Here is a 26,335-nt window from a genome sequence, read left to right on the forward strand (position 1 = left end):
CACTGAATGAAACCTTCATTACAACTCAAGCTAGGTCAGCAGTTAGCCATGACGCCACAGTTGCAGCAAGCGATTCGCTTATTGCAATTGTCGACACTCGATCTTCAACAAGAAATCCAAGAAGCGTTGGACTCAAACCCATTATTGGAAGTTGAAGAAGGCCAAGACGAGCCTCTAGCAAACGGTGAAGATAAGTCAGCGGTCGAGGCTGCTGATAGCAACAGTGCTAGCGAACCAACAGAAATTGACGTTCCAGATAGCTCCGATGTGATAGAGAAATCAGAAATTAGCTCTGAACTTGAAATCGACACGACTTGGGATGACGTCTACAGCGCGAATACTGGTAGCACTGGCTTAGCTCTTGATGATGATATGCCCGTCTACCAAGGCGAAACCACTGAATCATTACATGATTACCTCATGTGGCAGCTTGACCTAACACCATTCAGTGAAACCGACCGCACGATTGCATTAGCGATTATTGACGCTGTTGACGACTACGGCTATTTAACTTTGTCGCCTGAAGAGATTCATGAGAGCTTCGATAATGAAGAGATAGAGTTAGACGAAGTAGAAGCTGTTCGTAAACGCATTCAACAATTCGATCCTCTTGGCGTTGCATCGCGTAACTTACAAGAATGTTTGTTACTGCAACTGACGACCTTCCCAGAAGACACGCCGTGGCTTGCTGAAGCCAAAATGATACTTGCGGATCATATTGATCACCTAGGCAACCGAGACTACAAGCTCGTCATCAAAGAGACTAAGCTGAAAGAAGCCGACCTTCGTGAAGTCTTAAAGCTTATCCAACAGTTAGATCCTCGTCCAGGTAGTCGCATCACTCCTGATGATACCGAGTACGTAATTCCAGACGTATCCGTTTTTAAAGACAATGGCAAATGGACCGCTTCTATAAACCCGGATAGCGTGCCAAAATTAAAAGTAAATCAACAATATGCTCAATTAGGCAAAGGTAATAGCGCGGATAGCCAGTACATCCGCAGCAATTTGCAAGAGGCAAAATGGTTAATTAAGAGCTTAGAGAGTAGAAACGAGACGCTACTCAAAGTTGCAAGATGTATTGTTGAACATCAACAAGATTTCTTCGAGTATGGTGAGGAAGCCATGAAGCCAATGGTGCTCAATGATGTCGCTTTGGCTGTGGACATGCATGAATCCACGATTTCTCGTGTAACAACGCAAAAATTTATGCATACACCACGTGGTATTTTTGAATTGAAGTACTTCTTCTCTAGCCATGTTAGTACTGACAACGGCGGAGAATGTTCGTCAACAGCAATTCGTGCACTCATTAAAAAACTGGTCGCAGCAGAGAATACTGCCAAACCACTGAGTGATAGCAAGATTGCTGCTCTTCTGGCTGACCAAGGGATTCAGGTCGCAAGACGTACGATAGCCAAATATCGCGAATCCTTGGGAATTGCCCCTTCAAGTCAGCGTAAACGCCTATTATAAGGCACTAACTGAAAAGGAAAGTCTATGCAAATCAATATTCAAGGCCATCACGTTGATCTTACCGATTCAATGCAAGACTATGTAAATTCTAAGTTTCAGAAGCTCGAAAGGTTCTTCGACCACATCAATCAAGTGCATGTTGTACTAAAAGTTGAAAAAATTACTCAAATCGCGGAAGCTACGCTTCACATAAATCAAGGCGAAATCCACGCATCAGCCGATGACGAAAATATGTATGCCGCGATCGATTCGCTGGTAGATAAATTGGTTCGCCAACTTAATAAGCACAAAGAAAAACTAAACAGTCATTAATCATGCAACTGAGCGAAATACTGTCATTGGACTGCACCAAAAGTGCGGTCCACTGCACGAGTAAAAAACGCGCCCTTGAAATGATCAGCCGTATCGTGGCTGATCAAACGGGCCAAGATTCTACCGAGCTGTTCGAATGCATGCTCAATAGAGAAAAAATGGGCAGTACCGGTATCGGAAACGGTATTGCGATCCCTCACGCGAGAATGCAATCAAGCGACAAGGCCATTGCTGTCTTACTGCAATGTGATGAAGCAATCGAATTTGATGCGATTGACAATCGACCTGTCGATCTTCTTTTTGCGCTCCTTGTACCAGAAGAACAGTGCAAAGAGCACCTCAAGACTCTATCCTCTATGGCAGAACGTCTGAGCGATAAGCAAGTATTGAAACTACTGCGTAATGCTCAGAGTGATGAAGAACTTTACGACATCATGATTCACCAATAAGCAGGACTAACTTCATGCGACTAATCGTTGTTAGCGGGCACTCAGGTGCCGGTAAAAGTATTGCGCTTCGTGTACTGGAAGACTTAGGTTACTACTGTGTTGATAACCTACCAGTTAACTTGCTGGACGCATTTGTTCATTCTGTTGCTGACAGCAAACAGAATGTTGCAGTCAGCATTGATATTCGAAATATTCCTAAAAAGCTAAAAGAACTGACGAGTACACTAGAACAGTTAAAAACTGAGCTTGATGTGACCGTGCTTTTCTTGGACGCCAATAAAGAAACGCTACTCAAACGCTACAGCGAAACACGCCGAATTCACCCGTTATCTTTAGGTGGCACCTCCCTCACGCTCGATCAAGCCATCGAGCGTGAGAAGCAAATTTTGACGCCACTCAAAGCGCATGCAGATCTGGTCCTAAATAGTAGTGGGCAGTCTTTGCATGAATTGAGTGAAACCGTGCGTATGCGTGTTGAAGGCAGAGATCGCAAAGGGCTCGTTATGGTATTTGAGTCTTTTGGTTTTAAATACGGCCTGCCTTCCGATGCCGATTACGTATTCGACGTTCGCTTCTTACCTAACCCACATTGGGAACCAGCACTACGCCCGCTTACAGGTCTGGATGCTCCTATCGCCGCATTTTTAGAGCAACACCAATCGGTGTTAAGTTTGAAATATCAAATTGAAAGCTTTATAGAGAATTGGTTACCTCTGCTTGAGAAAAACAACCGCAGCTACCTGACCGTTGCAATCGGTTGTACTGGTGGTAAGCACCGCTCGGTGTACTTAACTCAGCAAATCGGTGAATACTTCGCCAACAAAGGACACCAAGTACAAATTCGCCATACCTCACTAGAGAAAAACGCTAAGGAGTAGCCGTGGAGTTAAGTCGTAAAGTATTGATTCAAAACCGCCTTGGCTTACATGCTCGTGCAGCAGTCAAACTGGTCGAACTGGCACAGAGCTTTGAAGCGGTCATCACCATCGACAATGAAGAAGACAAAACCGCCACAGCAGACAGCGTAATGGGCCTGTTAATGCTAGAGTCCGCTCAAGGACAATACGTCACGATCCACGCAACGGGTGGGCAAGCGGAAGAAGCACTGGATGCCGTTTGCCACTTGATCGAAGATAAATTTGATGAAGGCGAGTAGTTTACTCGCTTTTTTCTTACCTCCCATTATCTTTCTCTTCCCTGACCTAATAAATAAATTTGCTTAGTATCATAAGTTGTTATTAAAAGGCGCCTAGAATTAAGTTATTATTCAACGCATTGTAAATATCAGGAATTGGGAGGAATGAATGGCAGAGCAAATTGAATTCGACCAAGCTCACCAAGCCCTCCAAGAAGTCACAGAAGCGCTAGAAAATGGCCGCTTCGTCCATGTTCGTCGTCAATTACAGGACATGGAACCTGAGGATATCGCTCACCTTTTAGAAGCCTCCCCACGGAAGAGCCGTGAAGTTCTTTGGCAACTCACCGACCCTGAAGATTATGGTGAAATCCTTGACGAGCTGAACGAAGACGTCAAAGACAGCCTCGTATCCAAAATGGCACCAGAAGCGCTTGCAGAAGCGACAGAAGGCATGGATACCGATGACGTGGCTTACGTACTGCGTAGCTTGCCTGACAACCTGTCACGCGAAGTCCTGTCGCAAATGGACTCCTCTGACCGTCTACGGGTCGAAACCGCCCTATCCTACCCAGAAGACACCGCGGGTGGACTGATGAACACCGACGTCATCACAATTCGTGGTGACGTCGATGTGGACGTAGTTTTGCGTTATCTACGTATGAAAGGCGAGCTTCCAGAAGCTACGGATGCCCTGTATGTGATCGATGAAGAGAGTAAGCTCATCGGTGAACTGCCGATCACGACGCTTATTACCACTCAGCCAGACGTAAAAATCATTGATGTAATGGAAGACGCGGACGAGGCCATCACCGTCGATACTAGCGACTCAGATGTTGCGAGTCTGTTCGAACGCCGTAATTGGGTATCTGCACCTGTTGTTGATGAAAACTTGCATTTGGTCGGCCGTATCACCATCGATGACGTGGTTGACGTTATTCGTGAAGACGCGGAACACTCGATGATGAGTATGGCGGGTATGGACGATGACGAAGATACTTTCGCGCCTGTTGTAAAATCAGCTCGCAAACGCAGTATCTGGCTTGGCGCTAACGTATTAGCCGCCCTTGCTGCTGCTTCCGTTTCTAACATGTTTGAGGCCACATTAGATCAAATGGCGGCCATTGCGGTATTGATGACGATTGTTCCGTCCATGGGTGGTGTCGCTGGTAACCAAACCGTCGCACTAGTGATTCGTGGTCTTGCTCTTGGTCATATCGGTGACTCAAACAAACGCGAACTGTTAATGAAAGAAGCCTCGATCGGCTTACTTAACGGCATCATGTGGGCGCTGATTATTGGCGGTATTGTTGTTGCTTGGAAAGGTAACTGGATGCTCGGAGGAATCATTTCCGCCGCCATGCTGACCAACTTATTGGTCGCAGGTATTGCAGGAGTAACGATTCCAATCCTATTGAAAAAAATGAACATCGATCCTGCTTTAGCTGGTGGTATGGCATTAACAACGGTGACGGATGTGATTGGTTTATCTGTCTTCTTAGGGCTTGCCACAATACTGATTACCTAACAGAAAAAACGAAAAAGCCTGATGAACACATCAGGCTTTTTTGATTCTGAATTGCTAGAAAAGCTTATTCACCCGCCACTTTCATGGTATCCAGTAGGATAGAGCCCGTTTGGATTTGTGAGCGCGTTTCAATATCACTACCAACCGCCACAATCTTGGTGAACATGTCTTTTAGATTACCTGCGATGGTAATTTCTGATACTGGGTATTGGATTTCGCCATTCTCAACCCAGAAGCCTGCGGCACCGCGAGAGTAATCACCCGTTACCACGTTCACACCTTGTCCCATGACTTCAGTCACTAGAAGACCAGTACCGAGCTCTTTAAGCATTTGTTCGAAGTTTTGGCCTGTCGACTTCACGTACCAGTTATGAATCCCACCAGCGTGACCTGTCGGCGTCATCTTCATTTTACGTGCGGCATAACTGGTTAACAGATAAGTTGCTAGTACACCGTCGGTAATGATTTCACGGTCTTGAGTGTACACACCTTCACTATCGAATGGACTTGATGCCAAACCACGCAATACATGCGGACGTTCTGAGATATTGAACCATTCAGGAAGCACTTGTTTGCCTAGATGGTCAAGTAAGAAAGAAGATTTTCGGTACAGGTTACCACCGCTAATCGCCATAACGAGATGGCCAATCAAGCCTGTCGCAACATCAGCCGCAAACATGATTGGGTATTGACCAGTTTTTAGACGCTGCGCATCTAAGCGGTTAACCGTATTCTCTGCCGCCTTACGACCCACCGTTTCTGGGGTCCATAAGTCATCACGATGACGTGCCACGGTGTAGCTGTAATCACGTTCCATCTCGCCGTTTTGACCAACGCCAATTACACAACAGCTAGTACTATGGCGGCTAGACGCATAACTAGCTAATAAGCCATGGCTATTGCCATACACTTTCACGCCGTAATGACTATCATAACTCGCGCCATCACTTTGCTTGATTGCACTGTTATAACTTAGCGCTTCTTTCTCAGCGGCAATCGCCACATCGGCAGCATAGTCTGGATCGGGTGCGTCAGGGTGGAAAAGATCAAGCTCAGGGATCTCTTGCACCATGTATTCTTTCGCTGCAGGGCCTGCAAATGGGTCTTCAGATGTGTAATGTGCAATATCTAGCGCCGCTATAACGGTTTGCTCGATTGCAGCTTCACTTAAATCAGACGTGGAAGCACTGCCTTTGCGTTGACCTCGGTAAACGGTAATGCCCAGCGCACCATCGCTGTTGAACTCGACATTTTCTACTTCACCCATACGAGTTGAAACACTTAAACCAGTGCTTTTAGTAATTGCGACTTCGGCGGCGTCAGATTTTGCCGATGCAAGCTTTAAGGCTCTTGCGACGGCTTGCTCTAGCTCGGTACGTTGCTCAGCAACCTGCTGTTTAATATCCATTGTCTTTCACATCTTGTCTTTGATGAACAATAGGATAACAAGAATTTCGCTTTCTCCCCATGATTCTTGTTAAAATAGTCATAATATTAATCAAAACACAGGCAACTGAAATGGCACGTAAGAATCAAAAAGCGCCATGGGAACCAGAAGAAGAGATCATCTGGGTAAGTAAATCCGAGATGAAGCGAGACATGGAAGAACTGCAAAAGCTAGGTGAGGAGCTTGTCGGCCTCAAACCTTCAGTTCTAGAAAAGTTTCCATTGAGCGAAGATTTGCGAGAAGCAATTGCTGACGCGCAACGCTTTAAAAATGAAGCGCGTCGTCGCCAATTGCAACGTATCGGTAAATTGATGCGTTACGAAGATCCAGAGCCAATCCAAGCCGCACTGGATAAAATTCGTAATAAGCACTCTCAATTAACGGCTGTATTCCACAAACTTGAAGCGTTGCGTGATCGCGTAGTGGAAGAAGGTGACAAAGCCATTGATGACGTAATAGAAATGTACCCAGAAGCGGATCGTCAGCGTCTACGCCAACTTGCTCGCCAAGCAGCGAAAGAGAAAAAAGCAGGGAAACCAGCAAAAGCGTACCGCGAAATCTTTCAGATCCTTAAAGGTCTAAACGAAGAAGAGTTTTAATTCGACGGCTCACGCAATGAGCATTCGATTTAAACGCAAAAAGCAGACGTCAATGTCTGCTTTTTTTATCTTTGGTTTTACAGTCAGCGTTACACTAAGCGATTAACGCGGTCTCCGCGCTCGAAAGCGTTAATGTTCTCAATCAGGATTTCCGCTAAACGTTGGATAGATGAGTCGCTGCCCCATGCAACATGCGGTGTCAGTAACAAATTAGGTAAACTCATATTGGCAATCAGCGGATTGCTCTCATCAACCGGTTCTTGTGTAAAAACATCAAAACCAGCCGCTGCAATTTCTTGCTGTTTTAAGGCATCCACCAGCGCGCTCTCATCCACCAAACCTCCACGCCCTGTATTAATCAAAATGGCGTTGGACTTCATTTGTTGCAACTCTGCTTGACCAATTAAATTCTGAGTATGATCGTTGAGCGGGCAATGCAAAGTCAGCGCATCGGAGCATTTTAATACTTCCGCAAACGACACATAACCTGGTCTACATTCTGCCGCCCCTTTACGCTCAGAAAACAAGACGGTCATTCCTAACGCTTGAGCCAGATTCGCCGTCGCTTGCCCTAGTACCCCACTACCAACAACACCTAACGTGCTACCACCAATATCCCCGATTGGGTGCGTAAAAAAACAAAACTGCTGGTTACGCTGCCACTCACCTGCGGCAATATCTTGGTGGTACCCAAATAAATTTCGTCTTAAAGCGAATAACATTGCCATCACGTGCTCGGGCACCGAACGCGTCGCGTAACCACGTACATTAGCAACCGCAATACCATTATTAGCACAGTAGTTCACATCGACGTTGTTAAAACCAGTTGCGGCAACCGCGATCATCCGTAATTTTGGTAGTTGCTCTAATACATGTTGGTCAAGCACGACTTTATTGCTAATCACGATATCGGCATCTGCTAACCTTTCTATTACCTGCCCAGGCGCAGTTAGGTCGTACTCACGCCAGTGGTGCGGAAAGCCAGGTCGTGGGATCTCAATATGTTCTGGGATGGTCGCTCGGTCTAAAAATACGATGCTTGGCAAAGACATAACAACTCCTTGTTCACGGCTGAAAGACAGGATACATCAACCACAGTAACGAAATAGCCAAAAATAGCGAACTAGAAAGAACCGCTGTTGAGTGCAATTGGCATTAAGGGTGTGGCAACGTTTTATAATCAGGCAATGTACGCTCTGGCGAAAAATAGTTAAAGATCATCGCCTCGGCTTCAGGATAAAAGTCACAGGGTACAAAAATACTGCTCAACTGTTCTGTGACTGGGTGATAAAAACTTAACTCCGCAGCGTGCAACTCTAAACGCTCTGAAAACTGATACGCCTCTTCAGTTGCATAAAACTCATCACCAATAATCGCATGACCAATCGCCATCAAATGCACGCGTAACTGATGCGATCGACCAGTAATGGGCAGTAGTCGCACAACGGTCGTATGGGTGCCATCAGGGTGTACTTCACGCTTCACTACTTGGAATAAAGTTTGAGATGGTTTGCCGTCGTCAAAACATACTTTTTGTCGTGGACGATTTGGCCAATCACAAATTAATGGAAGATCAATATTCCCTTCTTGCGGCTCAACATGCCCCCAAACACGTGCGTAATACACCTTGTGAGTGAGGCGATATTGGAACTGCTTTTTTAATGCTCGCTCCGCGGGTTTGTTTTTCGCCAGCAACATCAACCCTGATGTCGACATATCCAAGCGATGCACAACTTGAATTTCTGGATGCAACTCTTTGAGGCGGCTCCACATGCTGTCGTAATGCTCTGCAAGGCGACCAGGGACAGACAGCAGCCCTGATGGCTTATTCACTGCCAGAATGTCGTCATCCTCAAAAACGATATCAACCCAAGGATTGGTGGGAGGGGTATATTCAAGCATTGCCATGGGAGATCTCTACAAAATAAAAACGCCGCGATTATATACCCAAATAGCACCCAGATGCAGGGTTCGGAAGAAAAGTTAAAACCAATAAAACAAAGTCAATCCTTTAGCATAAAAATAGAAAGTAGCACATTGTAAATTTAGTTTGACAACAAGACGCATAACTGAATAGAGTGCTAGATGCACACAGCATGATATTCGCAAAGAATACTTAAAATAAATACATCAAATACAGCATTTAAAAGACATTACCGTTGCGCAGTATAGGGCGAGCGCTCAGCTTGTCATGTACTGCGGTATGTATCTCTTTAGAAAGATACATAAGATAAAAAGGACAATAAGCAATGGACTCCGCCGTTATAGATAAACCCCAATCCAAACTTTCCTTATTTTTTCGTTCGCTAGGCCCCGGCATATTAATGGCATCTGCTGCGGTCGGTGGCTCTCACCTCGTGGCATCAACCAAGGCTGGTGCGATTTATGGTTGGCAATTGGCTGCACTGATTCTGCTCGTAAACCTGTTTAAATACCCTTTTTTCCGAGCGGGCGTACAGTACACCATGGGGACAGGGCTCACCTTGGTTGAGGGCTACGCGAAATTAGGTCGGCCTTATCTATGGCTATTTCTATTTCTGAGCGTGGTATCGGCCGTCATCAATACCGCCGCTTTGTTGATGTTTAGCGCTAGCTTGCTGGGCTACTTCATTCCGTTTTCACTATCAATGGCATCACTCAGTATCATTGTGATTGTCACCTGCCTGAGCATATTATTTGCTGGCCATTACAAAGCGCTCGATACGCTATCTAAAGTGATCATGTCGGTGTTAACCATCGCGACTTTACTCGCTGTTTCTATCGCCTTTGGTAACCCTGTTGAACAAGTGGCCAACTTCGAGCCGCCGTCACCTTGGTCTATTGCGGCTATTGGTTTTATCGTCGTGACAATGGGGTGGATGCCTGCACCGATAGAGATCTCCTGTTTAACCTCAGCATGGCTAAAACGCCAATCAAGCCAGCAAGAAGTAACATACCGCTCTGCTCTATTTGACTTTAATGTCGGTTATATTGGCACGGCGTTTCTTGCCATTATCTTTGTATCGCTAGGCTCTTTGATGCTTTATGGATCTGGCGTTGCGCTTGAAAGCTCTGGCGTTGGCTTCTCCCACCAATTGGTTGGCTTATATGCGGCAACGATTGGCGAATGGTCTCGTTACTTGATCGCGGTAATTGCGTTTTTCTGTATCTTTGGCAGCACGATTACCGTTATTGATGGCTACTCGCGCGTTATTTCGGATTCTCAACGCCTACTGCGCTCACAACCAGACACTAACCCTAAAACCACTTCAGCGATCATGCTGGTAGTCTCCTTACTTGCATTAGGTATTGTGGTTTTCTGGGCTTCTGCGTTATTGCCTATGCTGAACTTTGCGATGATTCTCGCCTTTATGACCACGCCATTCTTTGCTCTGCTAAATTACACCTTAGTGAGCAAAACTGAGTTACCTGAGCCTTTGGCTATTGGACCTAAACTAAAGTGGTTGTCGATTGCAGGCCTGATTTACTTGTTTGGCTTCTTGGCTGTATTTATCTGGTGGAAGTGGTTGATGTAAATGAGATAGCTATCAGTGATTAATGCATTCCGCATAAAGAAACTAAACCGTAAATAAAGAAAAAGGTCTTCAACTGAAGACCTTTTTTAATGAGCAATAAATACTTACTTAGTTGTGGCTCACCACAATCAAACGCAGCGAGTCGAGCTGAACCTGAGCTTGGTTGATATAACCAGTAAGCTCTTTAATTTGTGCGTCGATAGCTTCAATTTCTTCGTCACGAATATTTGGGTTCACCGCTTTCAGTGCTTGCAAACGCTCAAGCTCTGCATTCAAACTGTGCTGCATATCTTGATGAGCTTGTTTGCGTACTTCTTCGACCTTCTCTTCAATAAGAACATCACCGGCTTCAATTAAGCGGTGTACGTCTTTCTGTACCGACGTAACCAACTTGCTACCTAAGTGACGGTTTACAGGGCTGAGCTGGCGGTTAAAGCTTTCAAACTCCACTTGAGCAGACAAATCATTACCACGCGAGTCCATCATTAAACGGATTGGCGTTTTCGGTAAGAAGCGCGCGATACCACTGCGTTTTGGCGCTTGCGCATCTACCGCGTAAATCAACTCAAGAAGAATAGTCCCGACTGGTAACGCTTTGTTTTTCAATAGAGATACCGCAGACGTCCCCACCCCTTCACTCATAAGAAGATCGATACCACCCTGGATCATTGGGTGTTCCCAACTGATAAAGTGCATATCTTCACGAGATAAAGCCGTATCACGATCAAACGTGATCGTCGCTCCTTCGTATGGCAGACCTGGATAGCTTGGCACCATCATGTGCTCAGATGGGGTCACAATCAGGGCGTTTTCACCTTTATCGTCTTGATTCAAGCCAATCGTGTCAAAAAGAGAAAGTGCGAAGGTGACCAGATTGGTATCGCCGTCAGTTGATTCAATTTTCTCAACGATTTGTTGTGCTTTTTCCCCGCCATTTGAATGCATTTCTAATAGGCGATCACGGCCTTGCTCCAATTGGGATTTCAGCTCTTTATTCATTTTTGCTGACGCTTCAATGATCTCATCTAGCGTGCTGGTATCACCAGAGGCAAGAATTTCAATCAGATCATCGGAGTACTTATCGTAAACAGCACGGCCTGTTGGGCAGGTTTCCGCAAAAGCGTTCAGGCCTTCATCGAACCAACGTGCTAGGATCGCTTGCGATGTGCCTTTCAGGTAAGGAACATGAATGTCGATATCGCGATTTTGACCGATACGGTCCAAACGACCAATACGTTGCTCAAGCAAGTCTGGGTTAAATGGCAAGTCGAACATGACAAGTTGGTTGGCAAACTGGAAGTTACGACCTTCAGAGCCGATTTCGCTACAGATAAGAACTTGTGCTCCACCTTCTTCTTGCGCAAAGTAAGCCGCCGCTTTGTCACGTTCAAGAATCGACATACCTTCGTGGAAAACGGTGGCGCGGATACCTTCACGCTCACGCAGTGCTTGCTCCAATTGCAGTGCGGTACTCGCACGAGAAGCAATCACGAGGATTTTCTCGCTGCGCTTCTCTTTTACTTTTTCAAGCAACCAATTCACACGCGAGTCAAACTGCCACCAGCTCGCGTCATCGCCTTCAAATTCTTGGAAAATTTCTTCCGGGTAAAGGTTCTTCATCGCACGTGCTTCAGAACTCATCTTACCGCCAATCATTCCAGCAACACGCATTGATGTAGTGTATTGCGGTGGAATATCCATTGGCATCAGATGCACGTTACGCGTAGGGAAGCCTTTGATGGCCGCGCGCGTGTTACGGAACAAAACACGCCCTGTACCATGACGATCCATCAAGTTATCGATCAGCTCTTGGCGTGCCGACGCTTTAGCTTCTTCGTCCGCTTCACTTTCAATAATACGGAAAAGTGGTTCTACGTCTTGTTCAGACAACAACTCAGTAATCTGGTTTTTTGCTTCATTAGGTAGCTTTTCACCGGAAAAGAGTGAAGTAATCGCATCTGCTACGGGCGCGTATTGCTCTTCTTCCTCAACGAATGCTTCGTAATCATAGAAGCGGTCTGGATCCAACAAACGCAGACGAGCAAAGTGACTCTCACGACCAAGCTGCTCTGGCGTTGCAGTCAGTAGCAACACACCTGGAGTACGTTCAGCCAAGCCTTCTACCACTTGGTATTCGCGACTTGGTTTGTCTTGGCTCCACTCTAGGTGGTGCGCTTCATCGACAACCAGTAGGTCCCATTCACCTTCCAGTGCTTGTTCAAAACGCTTGCGGCTCTTGCGTAGGAAATCCAAAGAACACAGCACATATTGCTGAGTATCAAATGGGTTTTCTGCATCCGCAAAAGCTTCGATACAGCGCTCTTCGTCAAAGATAGAGAAATGCAGATTGAAACGACGCATCATCTCAACCAGCCATTGATGCTGCAGTGTTTCAGGCACCACAATCAAAATGCGTTCGGCACGACCAGACAGAACTTGTTGGTGGATGATCATACCCGCTTCAATGGTTTTACCCAAACCTACCTCATCCGCCAACAAGACGCGTGGCGCGTGACGACGGCCAACTTCGTGCGCGATGTAAAGCTGATGAGGGATCAAACCTGCACGCATACCACATAGGCCACGCATTGGGCTCTTATGCTGCTCAAACTGGTTGGTTAGCGCACGGTAACGCAGAACAAAGTTGTCCATACGGTCGATTTGACCGGCGTACAACTTATCTTGAGGTTTGTTAAAACGAATTTGGTTGCTAAGGAAAATCTCACGCAGAACAACAGCGGTTTCTTGCGTGTCTTCACGAGTACCGAAATAGGTGTAAAGACCTTCATCTTCCAGTACTTCTTCTACTTTTAGAGACCAACCTTCTTGGCAATCGATGACATCCCCAACATTAAAGGTGACTCGGGTAACAGGTGCATCGTTACGTGCGTAAACTCGGTTTTCCTCTGACGCTGCAAACATCAATGTCACAGTACGAGCATCCATTGCTACAACGGTACCTAAACCTAAATCGCTTTCCGTATCGCTAATCCAGCGCTGCCCCAAAGCAAATGTCATGAATTGACTACCTCGTTATTAGTTCTTGATTCGTATTTCTTGTTGGTCTACTCATGCCCGTGGGCATGGATAATAGTTTAGATCTGATTCTGGCTTCTGCTATGCCGATAGCATTCGTCATTTCAGTATGAACTGAGTATTTTTTAAGCCAGCTCAACATGATAAATCGGACGTAGCCTATACGCAGAAAAAGGTCGCTAATCTTACTTGAAGCTGTGATTTAGGTCACGCCGAAACCGCACCAAGCAGAAACTTTTTTTCCCAAACTCTAAATGCAATCAAATTGTAAAATACTCATGCCAATTATTAAGTTGTAGAACGTAAATATTACGTATACTTCTAATGAGGGGCGTTTAAAACCATTGCATATGATTTAAGCGCGTTAGTACACGATTAGGATCAACACGGGTTTGCAGTAAGTTGTCTTGCTACTCGGTTGCACACTAGCCGACATCAGCCCGACAACCTCTATTGCAAGCAATCAGAGTTAGGTCACTTCACACCTATTTGGAAACGACCTAACAACTCGCATGCAGAGCCGTACTACGGCAAGGAGACGCTATGGGCGATACCGATCGGAAACTGTTTGTACTCGATACCAACATTCTTCTTCATGAACCCTTTGCCATCTTCTCTTTCCAAGAACACGATGTCGTTATCCCCATGACCGTGTTGGAAGAACTCGACCGAATCAAAGACAGCAAGCGCGACGTTGCAAGAGATGCGCGCGTGGCTATTCGCACCTTGGAAGATTTGTTTAAAGAAGCAACGCCAGATGAAATCTCTGAAGGCATTCCTGTTTCTAAAGACAACCCCGACCAAGGTACTATTTCCATTTTGGCGGATTTTGAACTGCAGGAAACCGTCAAAGCCTTCGCCGACAAAGCCGGTGACAACCGTATTCTCAACGCGGTGCTTTATCTGCAAAATAAACGTGCACCACGTGAAGTGGTACTGATCACGAAAGACATCAACATGCGTCTGCGAGCCAAAGGGGCTGGTGTACGCTTTGTTGAGGACTATAGAACCGACCAACTAATTGATGACATTCAATACCTAACCAAAGGCTTTCAATTGCGTGAAGGTGATTTCTGGAGCGGTATTGAGGAAGTAGAAAGCTATGCACTGGGCGGAAAAACTTACCACAAACTCAGTCGCGAACCCTTCGACCCAACCTTTATCAACCAATACGTTATTGATGAAGACAGTGACTTTGCTGGTCGCGTAGAAACCATCAATGAAGACAAGCTAACGCTTCTCGACCTGAGCCGCGAACGTCTAATGCATCGTAAGGCTTGGGACATCACACCTAAAAATATCTACCAGGGAATGGCGTTAGATGCCTTACTCGATCCAGAAATTGACTTGGTGATTCTAACGGGTGCGGCGGGTAGTGGTAAGACATTACTGGCAATGGCAGCAGCATTGGAGCAAACCATTGAAAAAAGCATGTTCGATAAAATTATCGTAACACGTAACACGCCAGATATCGGTGAATCCATCGGCTTCTTACCCGGCTCCGAAGAGGAGAAAATGATGCCGTGGTTAGCGGCGGTGACCGATACCTTGGAAGCGCTACATAAACACGATCACTGCACTGAAGGCTCATTGAAGTACATCTGCGATAAAGCCAACATTCAATTTAAATCGATCAACTTTATGCGTGGCCGTTCAATTCAAAATGCGTTTGTACTGCTTGATGAGTGTCAAAACCTCACTGCATCACAAATCAAAACCATCATTACCCGCTGTGGTGAAGGAACCAAAATCGTCTGCTCCGGTAACTTGGCGCAGATTGACTCCCATTACCTCACCCCAGTGACCTCTGGTTTGACCTACATGGTTGAACGCTTCAAGAACTTTGAAGGCAGCGCGAATATTCACCTCAACGGCGTGGTTCGTAGCCGCTTGGCGGAATTTGCTGAAGAAAACCTGTAATTGACACCGACTCACAAAGCAAAAGAGCGCTCTAATGAGCGCTCTTTTTATAACGATTCAACTGAGTTACTCAGTGCCACCTACTGTCAGTGAGTCCAGTTTCAAGGTCGGCTGACCAACCCCAACTGGCACACTTTGACCTGCTTTACCACATACGCCAACGCCCTTGTCGATACTTAGGTCGTTACCGACCATAGAGACTTGCTGCATTGCTTCGATACCTGATCCAATCAACGTCGCACCTTTAACAGGGCGCGTAATTTTACCGTTTTCAATCAAGTATGCTTCGGATGCAGAGAACACAAACTTACCCGAAGTAATGTCCACCTGACCGCCACCAAAGTTTGGCGCATACAACCCTTTCTCGACCGTCGAGATTATTTCTTCTGGCGTATGTTCACCTGGTAGCATGTAGGTGTTGGTCATACGCGGCATTGGTAAATGTGCATAAGACTCACGACGACCGTTACCTGTTGGGTTCACACCCATTAACCGCGCGTTTAGCTTGTCTTGCATGTAACCTTTCAGCACACCATTTTCGATAAGCGTGTTGTACTGGCCGTTTACCCCTTCATCATCCACATTCAGTGAACCACGAAGGTCTTTTAACGTGCCATCATCGACGATGGTACACAGCGAAGACGTCACTTGTTGACCCATTTTGCCAGAGAAAACCGAAGATTCCTTCCGGTTAAAATCACCTTCTAGGCCATGACCTACCGCTTCGTGTAGCAACACGCCAGGCCAGCCAGAACCCAATACCACTGGCATCATGCCAGCTGGTGCTGCTTCTGCTTCAAGGTTGATTAACGCCATGCGAATCGCTTCGTCTGCGTAATGAAAAGCTTGTTTCACACCATTGCTTTCCGTTAAAAAGAAATCGTAACCGAAACGGCCGCCGCCACCAGCGCTACCGCGTTCACGTCGTTCACCTTTTTGTGCGAGCACGCTAATAGACAAACGCACCAAAGGACGAATATCGCCTGCATAAGTACCGTCTGTTGCCGCAACAAGCATCTGCTCATGCACACCGCTGATGCTGATCGAGACCTCTTTAATCAATGGTTCTTTAGTGCGGATGTAAGCATCTAGAGATTTGAGCAATTCTGTTTTTTGCTGCTTTTCCCATTCAGCTAGTGGATTCACAGCGGCGTAGTACGCTTGGTTTTCGGTGCGTTTAAACGCTTGGACTTTACCATTCTGCCCTTGCTGAGCAATACCGCGCGCCGCCATTGCACTCTGCTTCAGGCCTTCAGGCTGGATTTGATCAGAGTAGGCAAAGCCGGTTTTCTCGCCAGTTACTGCACGGACACCAACACCACAATCAATGTTAAAAGAGCCATCTTTGATGATGCTGTCTTCTAGAACCAGAGACTCATGCCAGCTGGACTGAAAGTAAATGTCCGCATAATCGATCTGGCGCGTCGCAATGCTGGCAAGCGTGTCAGCAATGTCTTGTTCTGTCAGACCATTTGGGGCAAGGAGTGCCTGTTCTATTTGGTTTGTGCTCATAGTTAGCTCTTTTATTTCCGTCTCAATTCATTTTGAAAGCGACTGTGTTGAGTCAGCGGCATATTCTGCCTTACTTGTTGGCTTTGTGACAAATCTATCTCAGTCACCAATAAACCTACTTCATCCTGAAGCTGTTTATGGATACGTCCCCAAGGGTCAACGACCATTGAGTGTCCCCATGTTTTTCGTCCACATGGATGCGTTCCAGTTTGTCCGCTTGCCAAAATCCAACATTGTGTCTCAATCGCTCTAGCTCGCAATAATACTTCCCAGTGAGCTTGCCCCGTCACAGCGGTAAACGCAGCGGGCACCACAATGATATCCGCCCCTTCTTGACGCAATACTTTATAAAGTTCTGGGAAACGTAAATCATAACAAATACTCAATCCAACACTGCCGATATCAGTTTCCGCAACGACTATTTGATTACCCGCCATAAACGTATCCGACTCACGATAACTACCATAACCATCGGCTACGTCGACATCAAACATATGCAGTTTGTCATAGTGAGCAATGCATTTACCGTGCGGCGGAAATACAAGTGTTGTGGTGGTGACACCTTTTGCGGTTTGAATGGGCATGCTTCCGACAATTAGCGTTAACTGGTTCTTTCTAGTGATTTCACAGAGCCGCTGTTGAATCATGCCACTGCCAAGTGGCTCTGCATGTTGATGATAAGCTTCGCGACTGGAAAATAGCACTGTATTTTCAGGAGTAAGAACAAGTTTGGCACCTTGCTTGCTCGCTAAAGCACACTGTTTTTCAATGAAGTCCAAATTCGCGTTAATATCCGGACCCGAAGTCATTTGAATAATGCCAACACGCTCCATGTGTTTCCTCCCTATTCCATTATATTCGGTGAGTTATTTGGCCTGTTCACGCAGTTTTTCTGGCAGCTTGTATTCACCTTTACTTCGCGAAATTTCTTTCACCGTTGGTGAATCTAGTGGGCCTTTCACTTCATAATTGACTTGAGTGAAGACCTCAACCACCGGAGATATCACCGTAGAGATGGCCAAGACATACAAAGCAGTTTGAGGCGCAACGGCAAACGCGGTCAGCATTGGTAGGCCTGATGTGATGTCTGGTGTGAATTTCACTTCCGCATCAACCATTCTGCTGTTCATATTAGCGATGCCGCGGATTTGCATTTCCCCTGCTAACGCATCCATTACGATATCATTGGTGATAAACACACCGTCTTGGATTTTGCCCGTTCCCGTGATCGAGTTGAATGCCATGCCTTTATCGAATACGTCGGTAAAGTCGAGCTGCATCTTACGGATGATAGAATCCAAGCTAAACAAGCCTAACAAGCGTGCCGCACCACTAACTTCACTGATCACGCCTTTACCAAATTCCGTTGAGACGTTTCCTTGCAAGGTTTGTGTCTTCATTGACCAAGGTGCGCCGTCCCATTCCATATTGGCATTGATCTCAAATGGTGCTTGTTGAATGCCTGATGTAATACCAAAGCGCTCCATAAGATCGGTGTTGTTATCACCTTTCATTTTCATGGTTAAGTTGGAATGACTACTCTCTTTCGTCAGGTCCCACCAACCACTCATATCAATGCGGTTTTTGCCGCTACTAAAGGTGATATTTTTCCACTCCAAGCGGTTCTCGCGACGCTGCAAATCAACATTAACTTTGCCCACTTTGTAACCTTGCAGCCAAAAATCATCGATGTTCAAAGTTAAGTTTGGCATCTCTGCGTGAAACTTGCGGTCAAAATTGGTAATCAAAGGTGCGTTTTGATCTTCACTCGCAAAGATTGAACTGCGCTCTTTGGTCATCTCTTCAAACCCTGGGATGTACAGATGCAAGTGCTCTAGAGAGACCGATAGATCATAGGGTTTCAGATAGTTAGCTTTCCCTTTAACCTCTTGACTGTCCACATCGAGTTGCCAACTCAAATTTTTCTTGCTTGCTGAAAAATCCACATCATGAAACTCAATCCCACCGAGCTGTAAGTTTGGCGTTTCAACTTCAATGCGTGTCGGCAATGGAATGGTCGGCGTTTTCATGCTTGCCAAAACAGACGATGAAGGCTTGCTCTCAGAGACCTGCGCAAGCTCCGCCCATTGGTCTAAATTCAGTTCTTCGACACGCACCGAAGCATCGTGCCCGACAATAGGACTAATCCGGAAGCCACCTTTGCCAACCATTAAATGAGTCGCAGTCAGAACCGGGACATCGCCAGCGATATCTATCTCAGTTTGATACTTCACATTTGGGATCTGTAGTCGTGCTGAAATACTCTCTTGGTTGCCGGATGCTTGCAGTTTCGCTCGCCCAGACTCACCAATTTTTTTCGCTAAAGGATAAGGATATTGACTAGCCAGACGATTTAGCTGCGCCAGCACTTCAAGCTGATAAGTGAAACCAACATCATTGAGTTGCAAGTCAATATCCATTTGCCACGGCGCATGGCCAGAAACAAGGTTTAACCAACGCTCACCGACATAGGGTTTGAGCGGCTCGACATCCCAATCTCCTAGTGTATTAATTGTCACGTTGTAGCCTTGCTCCGCACTCTCTCCATGGAAATCAAGAGAGATAGGCTGTTGTAATAATTCGGCCGACAAACCCGATGTGGTAACCACATCATTGTCGAAGGTGATACGCCCTGTGGCGTTTTCAAGCGTCATTGGCGGCGCTTCAACATCAACACGATTTTCTGTTAAATCGGCATAACCCCAAGCGCGAGACTCTTTCTCAAAATCAAACGGTATATTGAGTTGAAACTCAGAGTAAACGGGACCACTCACTTGCAGCGCTGTCAATGCGGCACCGACTGAATCCACTAATGGCGTCGCCATCATGTAGTCACGGACTTCATTACCCGGCGCGCTTGCTTTCGCTTCAATCTCGATGTGTCCACCTTCTGCCAACTCAGGGATTCGCCCAGTGATACGCTTGGCATGAACGCCATTTAGTGTGGCTGATTTTGAATCCAAATACATGGCATCATTTTCAAACAGCAAGTCTAGCTGCAAATCCGTGATGGTTGGCCATGCCGTATCAAAGCTAAATTTCGCGTCTTTTAATCCAACCCAAGCTTGGAACATGCCATTATGTTCTTTGTAAGGAAAATCACCTAACTCGCCATACCACAACAATTTCGCTGTATTCACTTTTCCGCCCTGAATCGCGGTCGAAAGATAGTCGGTCAAGTCTTGCCCAAGTGCCAGAGTCGGTAGATAGCGCCATGTTTCACCCGCGTTGTAGAGATCCGCTTCGGCATAGAACGATAAAAATGGGCTTTGTTCTTTTGGAAAATCAAGACGGAATGCCCCCAAGACTTGAAGATCAGGCGTTGCTGCCGTCACTTTATCCGCCCACAAACGCCAACCCGCATCATCTTGCTGCCAGATAATATCGACTTCACCTTGTTTGATATTCAGCGGAGCTTGGAATACATCGCCGTACGGAAAGACATCATCAATGACGGTGACTTTTGCTTTAGCTTGATTCACATCCCCCGATACGCTGCCCTGTACGTGATGAAACCCGGGTAGGAGCTCCCATTGTGTCATCGCGAGTTCATCCAGTTCAGCCGAGTAGCGTAAGGTGTCTAAACCACCGTTCATTGACAATCGGACATCTTCGACCCGACCTTTCGGTGCTAGTTTGTTAATAAGGTCACTGGTCGACTCTGACTCTGGAGCCAGCTTGATGAGCGGAATGAGTGCTTCGATGTCGAGCTGAGAGAGATTAAGCATCCAGCCGTTTGGTTGCCAATCAAACGCGACGTCTAGCTCTGGCCAAGGGGTATTATCGGTTCTGATCTGAAGTGAGTGACCATTTACTTTCCAGCCTTGTTTATCTGGTCGAAGATTGAAAATTCCAGACTCAATAAACAGCTCATGATGTCCATCTTCATTCCACACCAACTCGGAAGGCAGCAATTCAACATAAGCATCATGCGGTTGGCTATGTTTGAGCGTTAGCCAAGTATTTAAGCTGACTTTACCCGACTCTGCTCCTGACTCTTCTTGCATGTAAGTGGTCAGCCAAGGTGTGACCGAGACATCTTGAGCACTCACGTAAAACTCACCAGATACATCGCGCAACGAGCCATGATCTTTAAAGTTAGCGCTTACTAACAATGAGTTCAGGCGAACATCGGCAATGCTAACCGTGCCTTCGGCTACGTGACGTTTCCCTTGATTGCTCCAACGAAGCTGCTCAATATCTAAACGGCGAGTTTCACCAGACACCGACTTATACCAAATCCGTGAATCGCTAATAGTGAAGTCTTCGAACTGACGTAAAAGAAGTGAGTCGAGTTGGTCAATGAGTTTCACTTCGCTCTTATCCACTTCAGGCTTCGGATCTTGACGATGAGAAGTCGGCAGAATGTCTACCGTGTGAATGTCTAAAGCGAGGTTATGAATGGTAAGGTCTGCAACTACAGGTTTAAGTTGAAAAAGAGATTGAATAAGGTCGAACTCAATTTGGACTTCTTCAACAGCGAAGCGTGCATCTTGCACGTTTGGTAGATTTGCCTCTAAACCCAGTAACGCAATTGAGGGATGATTATTGCGCCACGTCCCTGCGACATTGGCAATAGAAACGTCAAAACCTGTGCCTTGTTTGACCCAGGTTTTGATCTCATCTTGGAAATGGTTAAGTTGCGGCAGTGTGACGCGAAGCGTGGTTACTAATATGGCTAATAACACCAATACAGTAACTAAACTCCACGCACAAAAACGCCCAAAACGGTTAACACCAGAATTCACAAATGTTCCAAATTACATCATTACGACGTCAAACTGTTCCTGAATGTACAGGGGTTCAGCCTGAACTCGCACTTGCTTGCCAATAAATACTTCGAGCTCTGCCAACGCATGAGACTCATCGCCCAATAGCGCTTCAGCAACAAACGGCGATGCGTACACGACAAAATTATCGGCGTCGTAAGCACGGTTCACACGAGTAATCTCGCGTAATATCTCAAAGCATACGGTTTCGACCGTTTTCACGCTGCCACGGCCTTCACAAGTAGGACAGCCAGAACACAAGATATGTTCAATACTTTCTCGTGTGCGCTTGCGCGTCATTTCAACTAAGCCAAGCTGGGTAAAGCCGTTGATGTTGGTTTTTACTCGGTCTTTCGCCAGCGCCGTTTCCAGTGAGGTAAGTACTCGCTGACGATGCTCTTCGGATGCCATATCGATAAAATCAATAATGATGATACCGCCAAGGTTACGTAAACGTAGCTGACGCGCAATAGCTTGCGTTGCCTCTATATTGGTATTGAAGATAGTCTCTTCGAGATTACGACGACCAACAAATGCACCCGTGTTGATGTCGATGGTGGTCATGGCTTCGGTTTGATCGATGATCAAATAGCCGCCCGATTTTAGCTCGACCTTGCGCTCTAAAGAACGCTGAATTTCGTTTTCGGTGTCGTACATGTCAAAGATTGGCTTGTCACCTTCGTAAAGCTCAAGCTTATCTGTTAACTCCGGTACATACTCAGAAGTGAATTCTTTCAGGTTTTCATATTCAAGGCGGGAGTCGACCATGATCTTATCGAGCTCTGTGCCAACAAAGTCACGCAGAATGCGTTGAGCTAAGCCGAGTTCACCGTAAAGTGTTGAACGCGTTTTGTATTTTGAGCGACGCTCCATGACTTTTAACCACAAACGCTTTAAAAATGCCGCATCTTGAGAGAGCTCTTTTTCATCAGCGCCTTCTGCCGCGGTACGAATGATAAAACCACCGTGCTCATCGCAGTAATGGTTCACCACCTTTTTCAAACGCTCGCGCTCTTTTTCACTTTCAATACGCTGCGAAACACCGACATGGCTGGCCCCCGGCATAAAAACAAGATAACGCGAAGGTAAGGTGATATCCGTCGTTAAACGCGCACCTTTCGTGCCGAGCGGATCTTTGACCACTTGAACAACAATGTCTTGTCCCTGGCGTACCAGCTCAGAGATATCACGGACTTGAAACTGCTGTTTTTCGTTTTCTGCCACACATTCGGTATGGGGAACAATATCTGATGCATGTAAAAATGCCGCTTTATCTAAACCAATGTCGACGAAAGCCGCCTGCATGCCTGGTAACACTCGGCTTACTTTGCCTTTGTATATATTGCCCACAATACCGCGACGCGATTCGCGCTCGATATGTATTTCTTGTAGTACTCCACCTTCAATCATGGCCACACGAGTTTCACTCGGGGTCACGTTAAGCAGCAATTCTGCACTCATGTGCACACCTCAAAACAATTATAAAAATTCTTGAATTAGCTGATCGGTTTCGAACAAAGGTAAGCCTACTACAGCGTGATAACTGCCTTCGATTCGGGTGACAAATCGCCCTCCGAGTCCCTGAATACCATAACTTCCAGCTTTATCGCATGGCTCTCCTGACTGCCAATATTGTTCGATTTCTTCGTGAGTCAGTGGTTTGAACCACACGTCAGTGGTAACGACCACTGAATGTTGTTGTTCCGATGATACAACGCTCACCGCAGTCATCACTTGATGACGACGACCCGATAAGTCAGTAAGCATACGCTTTGAATCTTCAAAACTTTTTGGTTTTTCTAGCACACGGTCATCGCATACTACGACCGTATCAGAGCCCAATACAACGGAATCAGGCTTAGCCAACGCTAAGCCTGCCTGAGCTTTTTCCAAAGAAAGGCGCAACACGTAATCTCGTGCTTGCTCATGAGCCTGTTTGGCTTCCTCAATATCAGGCAATACGATCTCAAAATCATAACCCAGTTGAGCAAGCAGCTCTTTTCTTCTCGGAGAACCCGATGCGAGAACGAGAGATAAGCTTTTCTTCACCGCTTTACCTTACGTGCCATGCACGACGAACTCGTCGCATTAATAAAAACATCCATGGCCAAAGTATACAGTTTATTGCCGCCGTCCACAGAGATAATGGATTAAATACTACGTCCTGGTTCAAATATTCCCCACAGAATATCAAAACTTCCAATAACGCAGTAAAAAAGGCAATTAAAATCGACTGTTGCCACAATGCCATGTTGCGAATCAACAGGAAATTCAGCGCCACAAGGTAGATAACGATCGACATCATCATGCCACGAATTCCAAGCGTTGAGCCGATCAAGATATCCCACAATAAGCCCAACACTAGCGCAGTTCCGACATTCACTCGGTGCGGTAGTGCCAACACCCAATAACACGTGACAAGGAACAACCATGACGGACGTAACACATCTAACACACCTGGCCATGGAATGGTTTGCAGTACCAGCGCAACGAAGAAACTGACGCCAATCACCATTCGGCTAGTCAATACATTATTGGCCATCGGTTACCTCTTGTTCTTGCTCTAACCCTTCATCTACATTGGACCGCAGTACTTTGTGTTGACGGTCTTCATTCGGCCAAATCAGCAGTAGGTAGCGTAAGCGATCAAACTCCACAACCGGCTCAGCCTTGATTGAAGCGAACTCTTGACGCGTATCGTGATCCACATTGGTAACCGTCGCGACTGGATATCCCTCAGGGTAAATGCCACCTAAACCGGATGTCACCAATAAATCACCAACCTGAATATCTGTGCTGGTTGGAATGTGCTCTAGTTGGATTTCATCCATTTCACCATTGCCCGATGCGATCACTCGGATATCATTGCGGATCACCTGGACAGGAATTGCATTTTTCGCGTCCGTTAGCAGCAGAACACGTGCGTTGTGCGCTGCGACAAACGTGACCTGACCGACGATGCCTTTCTCGTTGATAACAGGCTGACCAACGTAAACACCATCAATACGGCCTTTATCGATCACCACTTGATGACGATAAGGTGAAGTATCAACCGCCATTACTTCTGTCACGACTTTCTTTTCATCACGGACAAATGAAGATCCTAACAACTTACGTAAGCGTTGGTTTTCTTCTTTATATTGGTCGAGCAAGATAAGCTCGCTTTTCAGGCGTAGCACTTCTCGCTTTAAGCTGCGATTGCCTTCAACCAATGCCTGATGAGAATTAAAACGTTCAAATACGCCATCGAACATACTACGAGGCAAATTCGCTGCGTACTGAATCGGTGCAACCATACTGTTTAGTAGGTATCGAACGTTGGAAAACGTATCTAGACGACTATCGGCCAGCATTAAGCTCGCCGACACGATGACAGCAAAAAACAGACGTAATTGCAGAGACGGACCTCTGCCGAAAATCGGTTTCATCTTGTTTTTGACCTGATTGCTTCCATGATTATTGAGCCTTACTTGGCAACCTAAAAATACTTAACTAAATACGTTTAGGTATGGAGCATGTTTGAATTACAGAGAGAGCAGAAATGAAGGTGAAGCCCGACATGAGCTTCACCTAAACCTTTATTCTTCAGAGAACAGATCGCCACCGTGCATGTCGATCATTTCTAGAGCTTTACCGCCACCACGAGCCACACACGTTAGTGGATCTTCCGCGATAACCACAGGAATACCAGTTTCTTCCATTAGTAGACGGTCTAGGTCTTTAAGTAGTGCACCACCACCGGTTAGTACCATACCGTTTTCAGAAATGTCTGAAGCAAGCTCTGGTGGGCACTGTTCTAGTGCAACCATGACTGCTGATACGATGCCAGATAGCGGCTCTTGAAGCGCTTCTAGGATCTCGTTTGAGTTCAAGCTAAAGCTTCGTGGCACACCCTCTGCAAGGTTACGACCGCGAACTTCAATCTCTTGAACTTCATCACCTGGGTAAGCAGAACCGATTTCGTGTTTGATCTTTTCAGCCGTTGCTTCACCAATCAAGCTGCCGTAGTTACGACGTACGTAGTTGATCACAGCTTCATCAAAGCGGTCACCACCGATACGTACAGACGATGAGTAAACCACACCGTTTAGAGAGATAACGGCAACTTCAGTTGTACCACCACCGATATCGACCACCATTGAACCTGTCGGCTCAGATACGCGTAAACCAGCACCAATTGCCGCCGCCATTGGCTCGTCGATTAGGTAAACTTCACGGGCACCAGCACCAAGTGCTGATTCACGAATTGCGCGACGCTCAACTTGGGTAGAACCACAAGGAACACAAACAAGAACACGTGGGCTTGGCTTTAGGATGCTGTTGTCATGCACTTGCTTGATAAAGTGCTGAAGCATTTTTTCGGTTACGTAGAAGTCAGCGATTACGCCGTCTTTCATTGGGCGGATAGCGGAAATGTTGCCAGGTGTACGACCAAGCATCTGTTTTGCTGCGTGACCGACTGCAGCAACGCTTTTTGCAGAACCTACACGATCTTGACGAATAGCAACTACAGAAGGTTCATCAAGGACAATTCCTTGCCCTTTTACGTAAATTAGAGTGTTGGCTGTACCTAAATCGATAGACAGATCGTTAGAAAACATGCCACGAAGTTTCTTAAACATACTCTTCGCTCATCC

The 26,335-nt window shown here is 46.2% G+C and carries 21 protein-coding genes; 9 read left to right on the top strand and 12 right to left on the bottom strand.

Annotation, left to right across the window (positions count from 1 at the left end):
- Nucleotides 1–6: 6 nt before the first annotated feature.
- The 6 genes from R7M92_RS18515 to mgtE all read left to right on the top strand — a co-directional run bounded on the left by R7M92_RS18515 (nucleotide 7) and on the right by mgtE (nucleotide 4,900).
- Entirely contained in the window at nucleotides 7–1,476 is a 1,470-nt protein-coding gene (locus R7M92_RS18515) for an RNA polymerase factor sigma-54 (RefSeq protein ID WP_318133954.1), read from the top strand.
- A gap of 24 nt (nucleotides 1,477–1,500) precedes the next feature.
- Nucleotides 1,501–1,788, top strand: a complete 288-nt coding sequence (hpf, locus tag R7M92_RS18520) for a ribosome hibernation promoting factor (protein WP_005381114.1) — start codon at nucleotides 1,501–1,503, stop codon at nucleotides 1,786–1,788.
- A 2-nt stretch (nucleotides 1,789–1,790) separates the two neighbouring features.
- Nucleotides 1,791–2,237, top strand: coding sequence for a PTS IIA-like nitrogen regulatory protein PtsN (gene ptsN, locus R7M92_RS18525; RefSeq protein ID WP_005381116.1), 447 nt, complete (start codon nucleotides 1,791–1,793; stop codon nucleotides 2,235–2,237).
- Between the two features lie 14 nt (nucleotides 2,238–2,251).
- Entirely contained in the window at nucleotides 2,252–3,115 is an 864-nt protein-coding gene (rapZ, locus tag R7M92_RS18530) for an RNase adapter RapZ (RefSeq protein ID WP_318133956.1), read from the top strand.
- Nucleotides 3,116–3,117: 2 nt separating this feature from the next.
- Complete coding sequence (locus tag R7M92_RS18535) at nucleotides 3,118–3,393, top strand: HPr family phosphocarrier protein (protein WP_005381120.1); 276 nt, start codon at nucleotides 3,118–3,120, stop codon at nucleotides 3,391–3,393.
- Between the two features lie 148 nt (nucleotides 3,394–3,541).
- Entirely contained in the window at nucleotides 3,542–4,900 is a 1,359-nt protein-coding gene (gene mgtE, locus R7M92_RS18540) for a magnesium transporter (protein WP_005381121.1), read from the top strand.
- A gap of 64 nt (nucleotides 4,901–4,964) precedes the next feature.
- Here the strand turns inward: mgtE and pmbA are convergent, their stop codons facing one another.
- Complete coding sequence (gene pmbA, locus R7M92_RS18545) at nucleotides 4,965–6,308, bottom strand: metalloprotease PmbA (RefSeq protein ID WP_085570019.1); 1,344 nt, start codon at nucleotides 6,306–6,308, stop codon at nucleotides 4,965–4,967.
- Between the two features lie 110 nt (nucleotides 6,309–6,418).
- Between pmbA and yjgA the strand changes: the two genes are divergently transcribed.
- Nucleotides 6,419–6,946 carry a ribosome biogenesis factor YjgA gene (gene yjgA, locus R7M92_RS18550; RefSeq protein ID WP_005388426.1) on the top strand — a complete coding sequence of 176 codons (528 nt, stop codon included), beginning with the start codon at nucleotides 6,419–6,421 and terminating at the stop codon, nucleotides 6,944–6,946.
- 89 nt (nucleotides 6,947–7,035) lie between these two features.
- Here the strand turns inward: yjgA and R7M92_RS18555 are convergent, their stop codons facing one another.
- Together R7M92_RS18555 and R7M92_RS18560 are read right to left on the bottom strand one after the other, a co-directional pair.
- Nucleotides 7,036–7,998: a D-2-hydroxyacid dehydrogenase gene (locus R7M92_RS18555; protein WP_318133958.1), complete on the bottom strand. Its 963-nt coding sequence runs from the start codon at nucleotides 7,996–7,998 to the stop codon at nucleotides 7,036–7,038.
- Between the two features lie 103 nt (nucleotides 7,999–8,101).
- On the bottom strand, nucleotides 8,102–8,854 hold the full coding sequence (locus tag R7M92_RS18560; RefSeq protein ID WP_318133960.1) for a pseudouridine synthase: 753 nt from the start codon (nucleotides 8,852–8,854) through the stop codon (nucleotides 8,102–8,104).
- 341 nt (nucleotides 8,855–9,195) lie between these two features.
- On the opposite strand from R7M92_RS18560, the gene R7M92_RS18565 reads away from it, so the two are divergent.
- Nucleotides 9,196–10,461 carry a divalent metal cation transporter gene (locus R7M92_RS18565; RefSeq protein WP_318133961.1) on the top strand — a complete coding sequence of 422 codons (1,266 nt, stop codon included), beginning with the start codon at nucleotides 9,196–9,198 and terminating at the stop codon, nucleotides 10,459–10,461.
- A 108-nt stretch (nucleotides 10,462–10,569) separates the two neighbouring features.
- Here the strand turns inward: R7M92_RS18565 and rapA are convergent, their stop codons facing one another.
- Nucleotides 10,570–13,479 carry an RNA polymerase-associated protein RapA gene (gene rapA / locus R7M92_RS18570; RefSeq protein WP_005388434.1) on the bottom strand — a complete coding sequence of 970 codons (2,910 nt, stop codon included), beginning with the start codon at nucleotides 13,477–13,479 and terminating at the stop codon, nucleotides 10,570–10,572.
- Nucleotides 13,480–14,040: 561 nt separating this feature from the next.
- On the opposite strand from rapA, the gene R7M92_RS18575 reads away from it, so the two are divergent.
- Nucleotides 14,041–15,417, top strand: a complete 1,377-nt coding sequence (locus R7M92_RS18575) for a PhoH family protein (RefSeq protein ID WP_005381133.1) — start codon at nucleotides 14,041–14,043, stop codon at nucleotides 15,415–15,417.
- A 66-nt stretch (nucleotides 15,418–15,483) separates the two neighbouring features.
- Here the strand turns inward: R7M92_RS18575 and tldD are convergent, their stop codons facing one another.
- The 8 genes from tldD to R7M92_RS18615 form a co-directional block, all read right to left on the bottom strand.
- Nucleotides 15,484–16,929, bottom strand: coding sequence for a metalloprotease TldD (gene tldD / locus R7M92_RS18580; RefSeq protein ID WP_005381134.1), 1,446 nt, complete (start codon nucleotides 16,927–16,929; stop codon nucleotides 15,484–15,486).
- Between the two features lie 11 nt (nucleotides 16,930–16,940).
- Entirely contained in the window at nucleotides 16,941–17,762 is an 822-nt protein-coding gene (locus R7M92_RS18585) for a carbon-nitrogen hydrolase family protein (protein ID WP_115386310.1), read from the bottom strand.
- A 33-nt stretch (nucleotides 17,763–17,795) separates the two neighbouring features.
- Nucleotides 17,796–21,677, bottom strand: coding sequence for a YhdP family protein (locus tag R7M92_RS18590; RefSeq protein WP_318133962.1), 3,882 nt, complete (start codon nucleotides 21,675–21,677; stop codon nucleotides 17,796–17,798).
- A 12-nt stretch (nucleotides 21,678–21,689) separates the two neighbouring features.
- A complete protein-coding gene (gene rng / locus R7M92_RS18595; protein WP_005381138.1) occupies nucleotides 21,690–23,159 on the bottom strand; it encodes a ribonuclease G in 1,470 nt (489 codons plus the stop codon).
- Nucleotides 23,160–23,177: 18 nt separating this feature from the next.
- Nucleotides 23,178–23,747: a Maf family protein gene (locus tag R7M92_RS18600; RefSeq protein ID WP_005381139.1), complete on the bottom strand. Its 570-nt coding sequence runs from the start codon at nucleotides 23,745–23,747 to the stop codon at nucleotides 23,178–23,180.
- Nucleotides 23,748–23,751: 4 nt separating this feature from the next.
- Nucleotides 23,752–24,240: a rod shape-determining protein MreD gene (gene mreD, locus R7M92_RS18605; protein ID WP_318133964.1), complete on the bottom strand. Its 489-nt coding sequence runs from the start codon at nucleotides 24,238–24,240 to the stop codon at nucleotides 23,752–23,754.
- Complete coding sequence (gene mreC, locus R7M92_RS18610; protein WP_005381142.1) at nucleotides 24,230–25,126, bottom strand: rod shape-determining protein MreC; 897 nt, start codon at nucleotides 25,124–25,126, stop codon at nucleotides 24,230–24,232. Before mreC ends, mreD begins: the two co-directional genes overlap by 11 nt.
- A gap of 150 nt (nucleotides 25,127–25,276) precedes the next feature.
- The gene (locus tag R7M92_RS18615; protein ID WP_005381144.1) at nucleotides 25,277–26,320 is read right to left on the bottom strand and encodes a rod shape-determining protein; all 1,044 of its coding nucleotides are present in this window, start codon (nucleotides 26,318–26,320) and stop codon (nucleotides 25,277–25,279) included.
- Nucleotides 26,321–26,335 lie beyond the last annotated feature (15 nt).

The sequence above is a fragment of the Vibrio sp. Vb2880 genome (assembly GCF_033337975.1).
Lineage (GTDB): Bacteria > Pseudomonadota > Gammaproteobacteria > Enterobacterales > Vibrionaceae > Vibrio > Vibrio alginolyticus.

Bases quoted from the DNA above. Each gene is read 5' to 3' on its own strand.
- R7M92_RS18515 (WP_318133954.1), top strand. From the start codon at position 7: ATGAAACCTTCATTACAACTCAAGCTAGGTCAGCAGTTAGCCATGACG.
- hpf (WP_005381114.1), top strand. From the start codon at position 1,501: ATGCAAATCAATATTCAAGGCCATCACGTTGATCTTACCGATTCAATG.
- ptsN (WP_005381116.1), top strand. From the start codon at position 1,791: ATGCAACTGAGCGAAATACTGTCATTGGACTGCACCAAAAGTGCGGTC.
- rapZ (WP_318133956.1), top strand. From the start codon at position 2,252: ATGCGACTAATCGTTGTTAGCGGGCACTCAGGTGCCGGTAAAAGTATT.
- mgtE (WP_005381121.1), top strand. From the start codon at position 3,542: ATGGCAGAGCAAATTGAATTCGACCAAGCTCACCAAGCCCTCCAAGAA.
- pmbA (WP_085570019.1), bottom strand. From the start codon at position 6,308: ATGGATATTAAACAGCAGGTTGCTGAGCAACGTACCGAGCTAGAGCAA.
- yjgA (WP_005388426.1), top strand. From the start codon at position 6,419: ATGGCACGTAAGAATCAAAAAGCGCCATGGGAACCAGAAGAAGAGATC.
- R7M92_RS18555 (WP_318133958.1), bottom strand. From the start codon at position 7,998: ATGTCTTTGCCAAGCATCGTATTTTTAGACCGAGCGACCATCCCAGAA.
- R7M92_RS18560 (WP_318133960.1), bottom strand. From the start codon at position 8,854: ATGGCAATGCTTGAATATACCCCTCCCACCAATCCTTGGGTTGATATC.
- R7M92_RS18565 (WP_318133961.1), top strand. From the start codon at position 9,196: ATGGACTCCGCCGTTATAGATAAACCCCAATCCAAACTTTCCTTATTT.
- rapA (WP_005388434.1), bottom strand. From the start codon at position 13,479: ATGACATTTGCTTTGGGGCAGCGCTGGATTAGCGATACGGAAAGCGAT.
- R7M92_RS18575 (WP_005381133.1), top strand. From the start codon at position 14,041: ATGGGCGATACCGATCGGAAACTGTTTGTACTCGATACCAACATTCTT.
- tldD (WP_005381134.1), bottom strand. From the start codon at position 16,929: ATGAGCACAAACCAAATAGAACAGGCACTCCTTGCCCCAAATGGTCTG.
- R7M92_RS18585 (WP_115386310.1), bottom strand. From the start codon at position 17,762: ATGGAGCGTGTTGGCATTATTCAAATGACTTCGGGTCCGGATATTAAC.
- rng (WP_005381138.1), bottom strand. From the start codon at position 23,159: ATGAGTGCAGAATTGCTGCTTAACGTGACCCCGAGTGAAACTCGTGTG.
- mreD (WP_318133964.1), bottom strand. From the start codon at position 24,240: ATGGCCAATAATGTATTGACTAGCCGAATGGTGATTGGCGTCAGTTTC.
- mreC (WP_005381142.1), bottom strand. From the start codon at position 25,126: ATGAAACCGATTTTCGGCAGAGGTCCGTCTCTGCAATTACGTCTGTTT.
- R7M92_RS18615 (WP_005381144.1), bottom strand. From the start codon at position 26,320: ATGTTTAAGAAACTTCGTGGCATGTTTTCTAACGATCTGTCTATCGAT.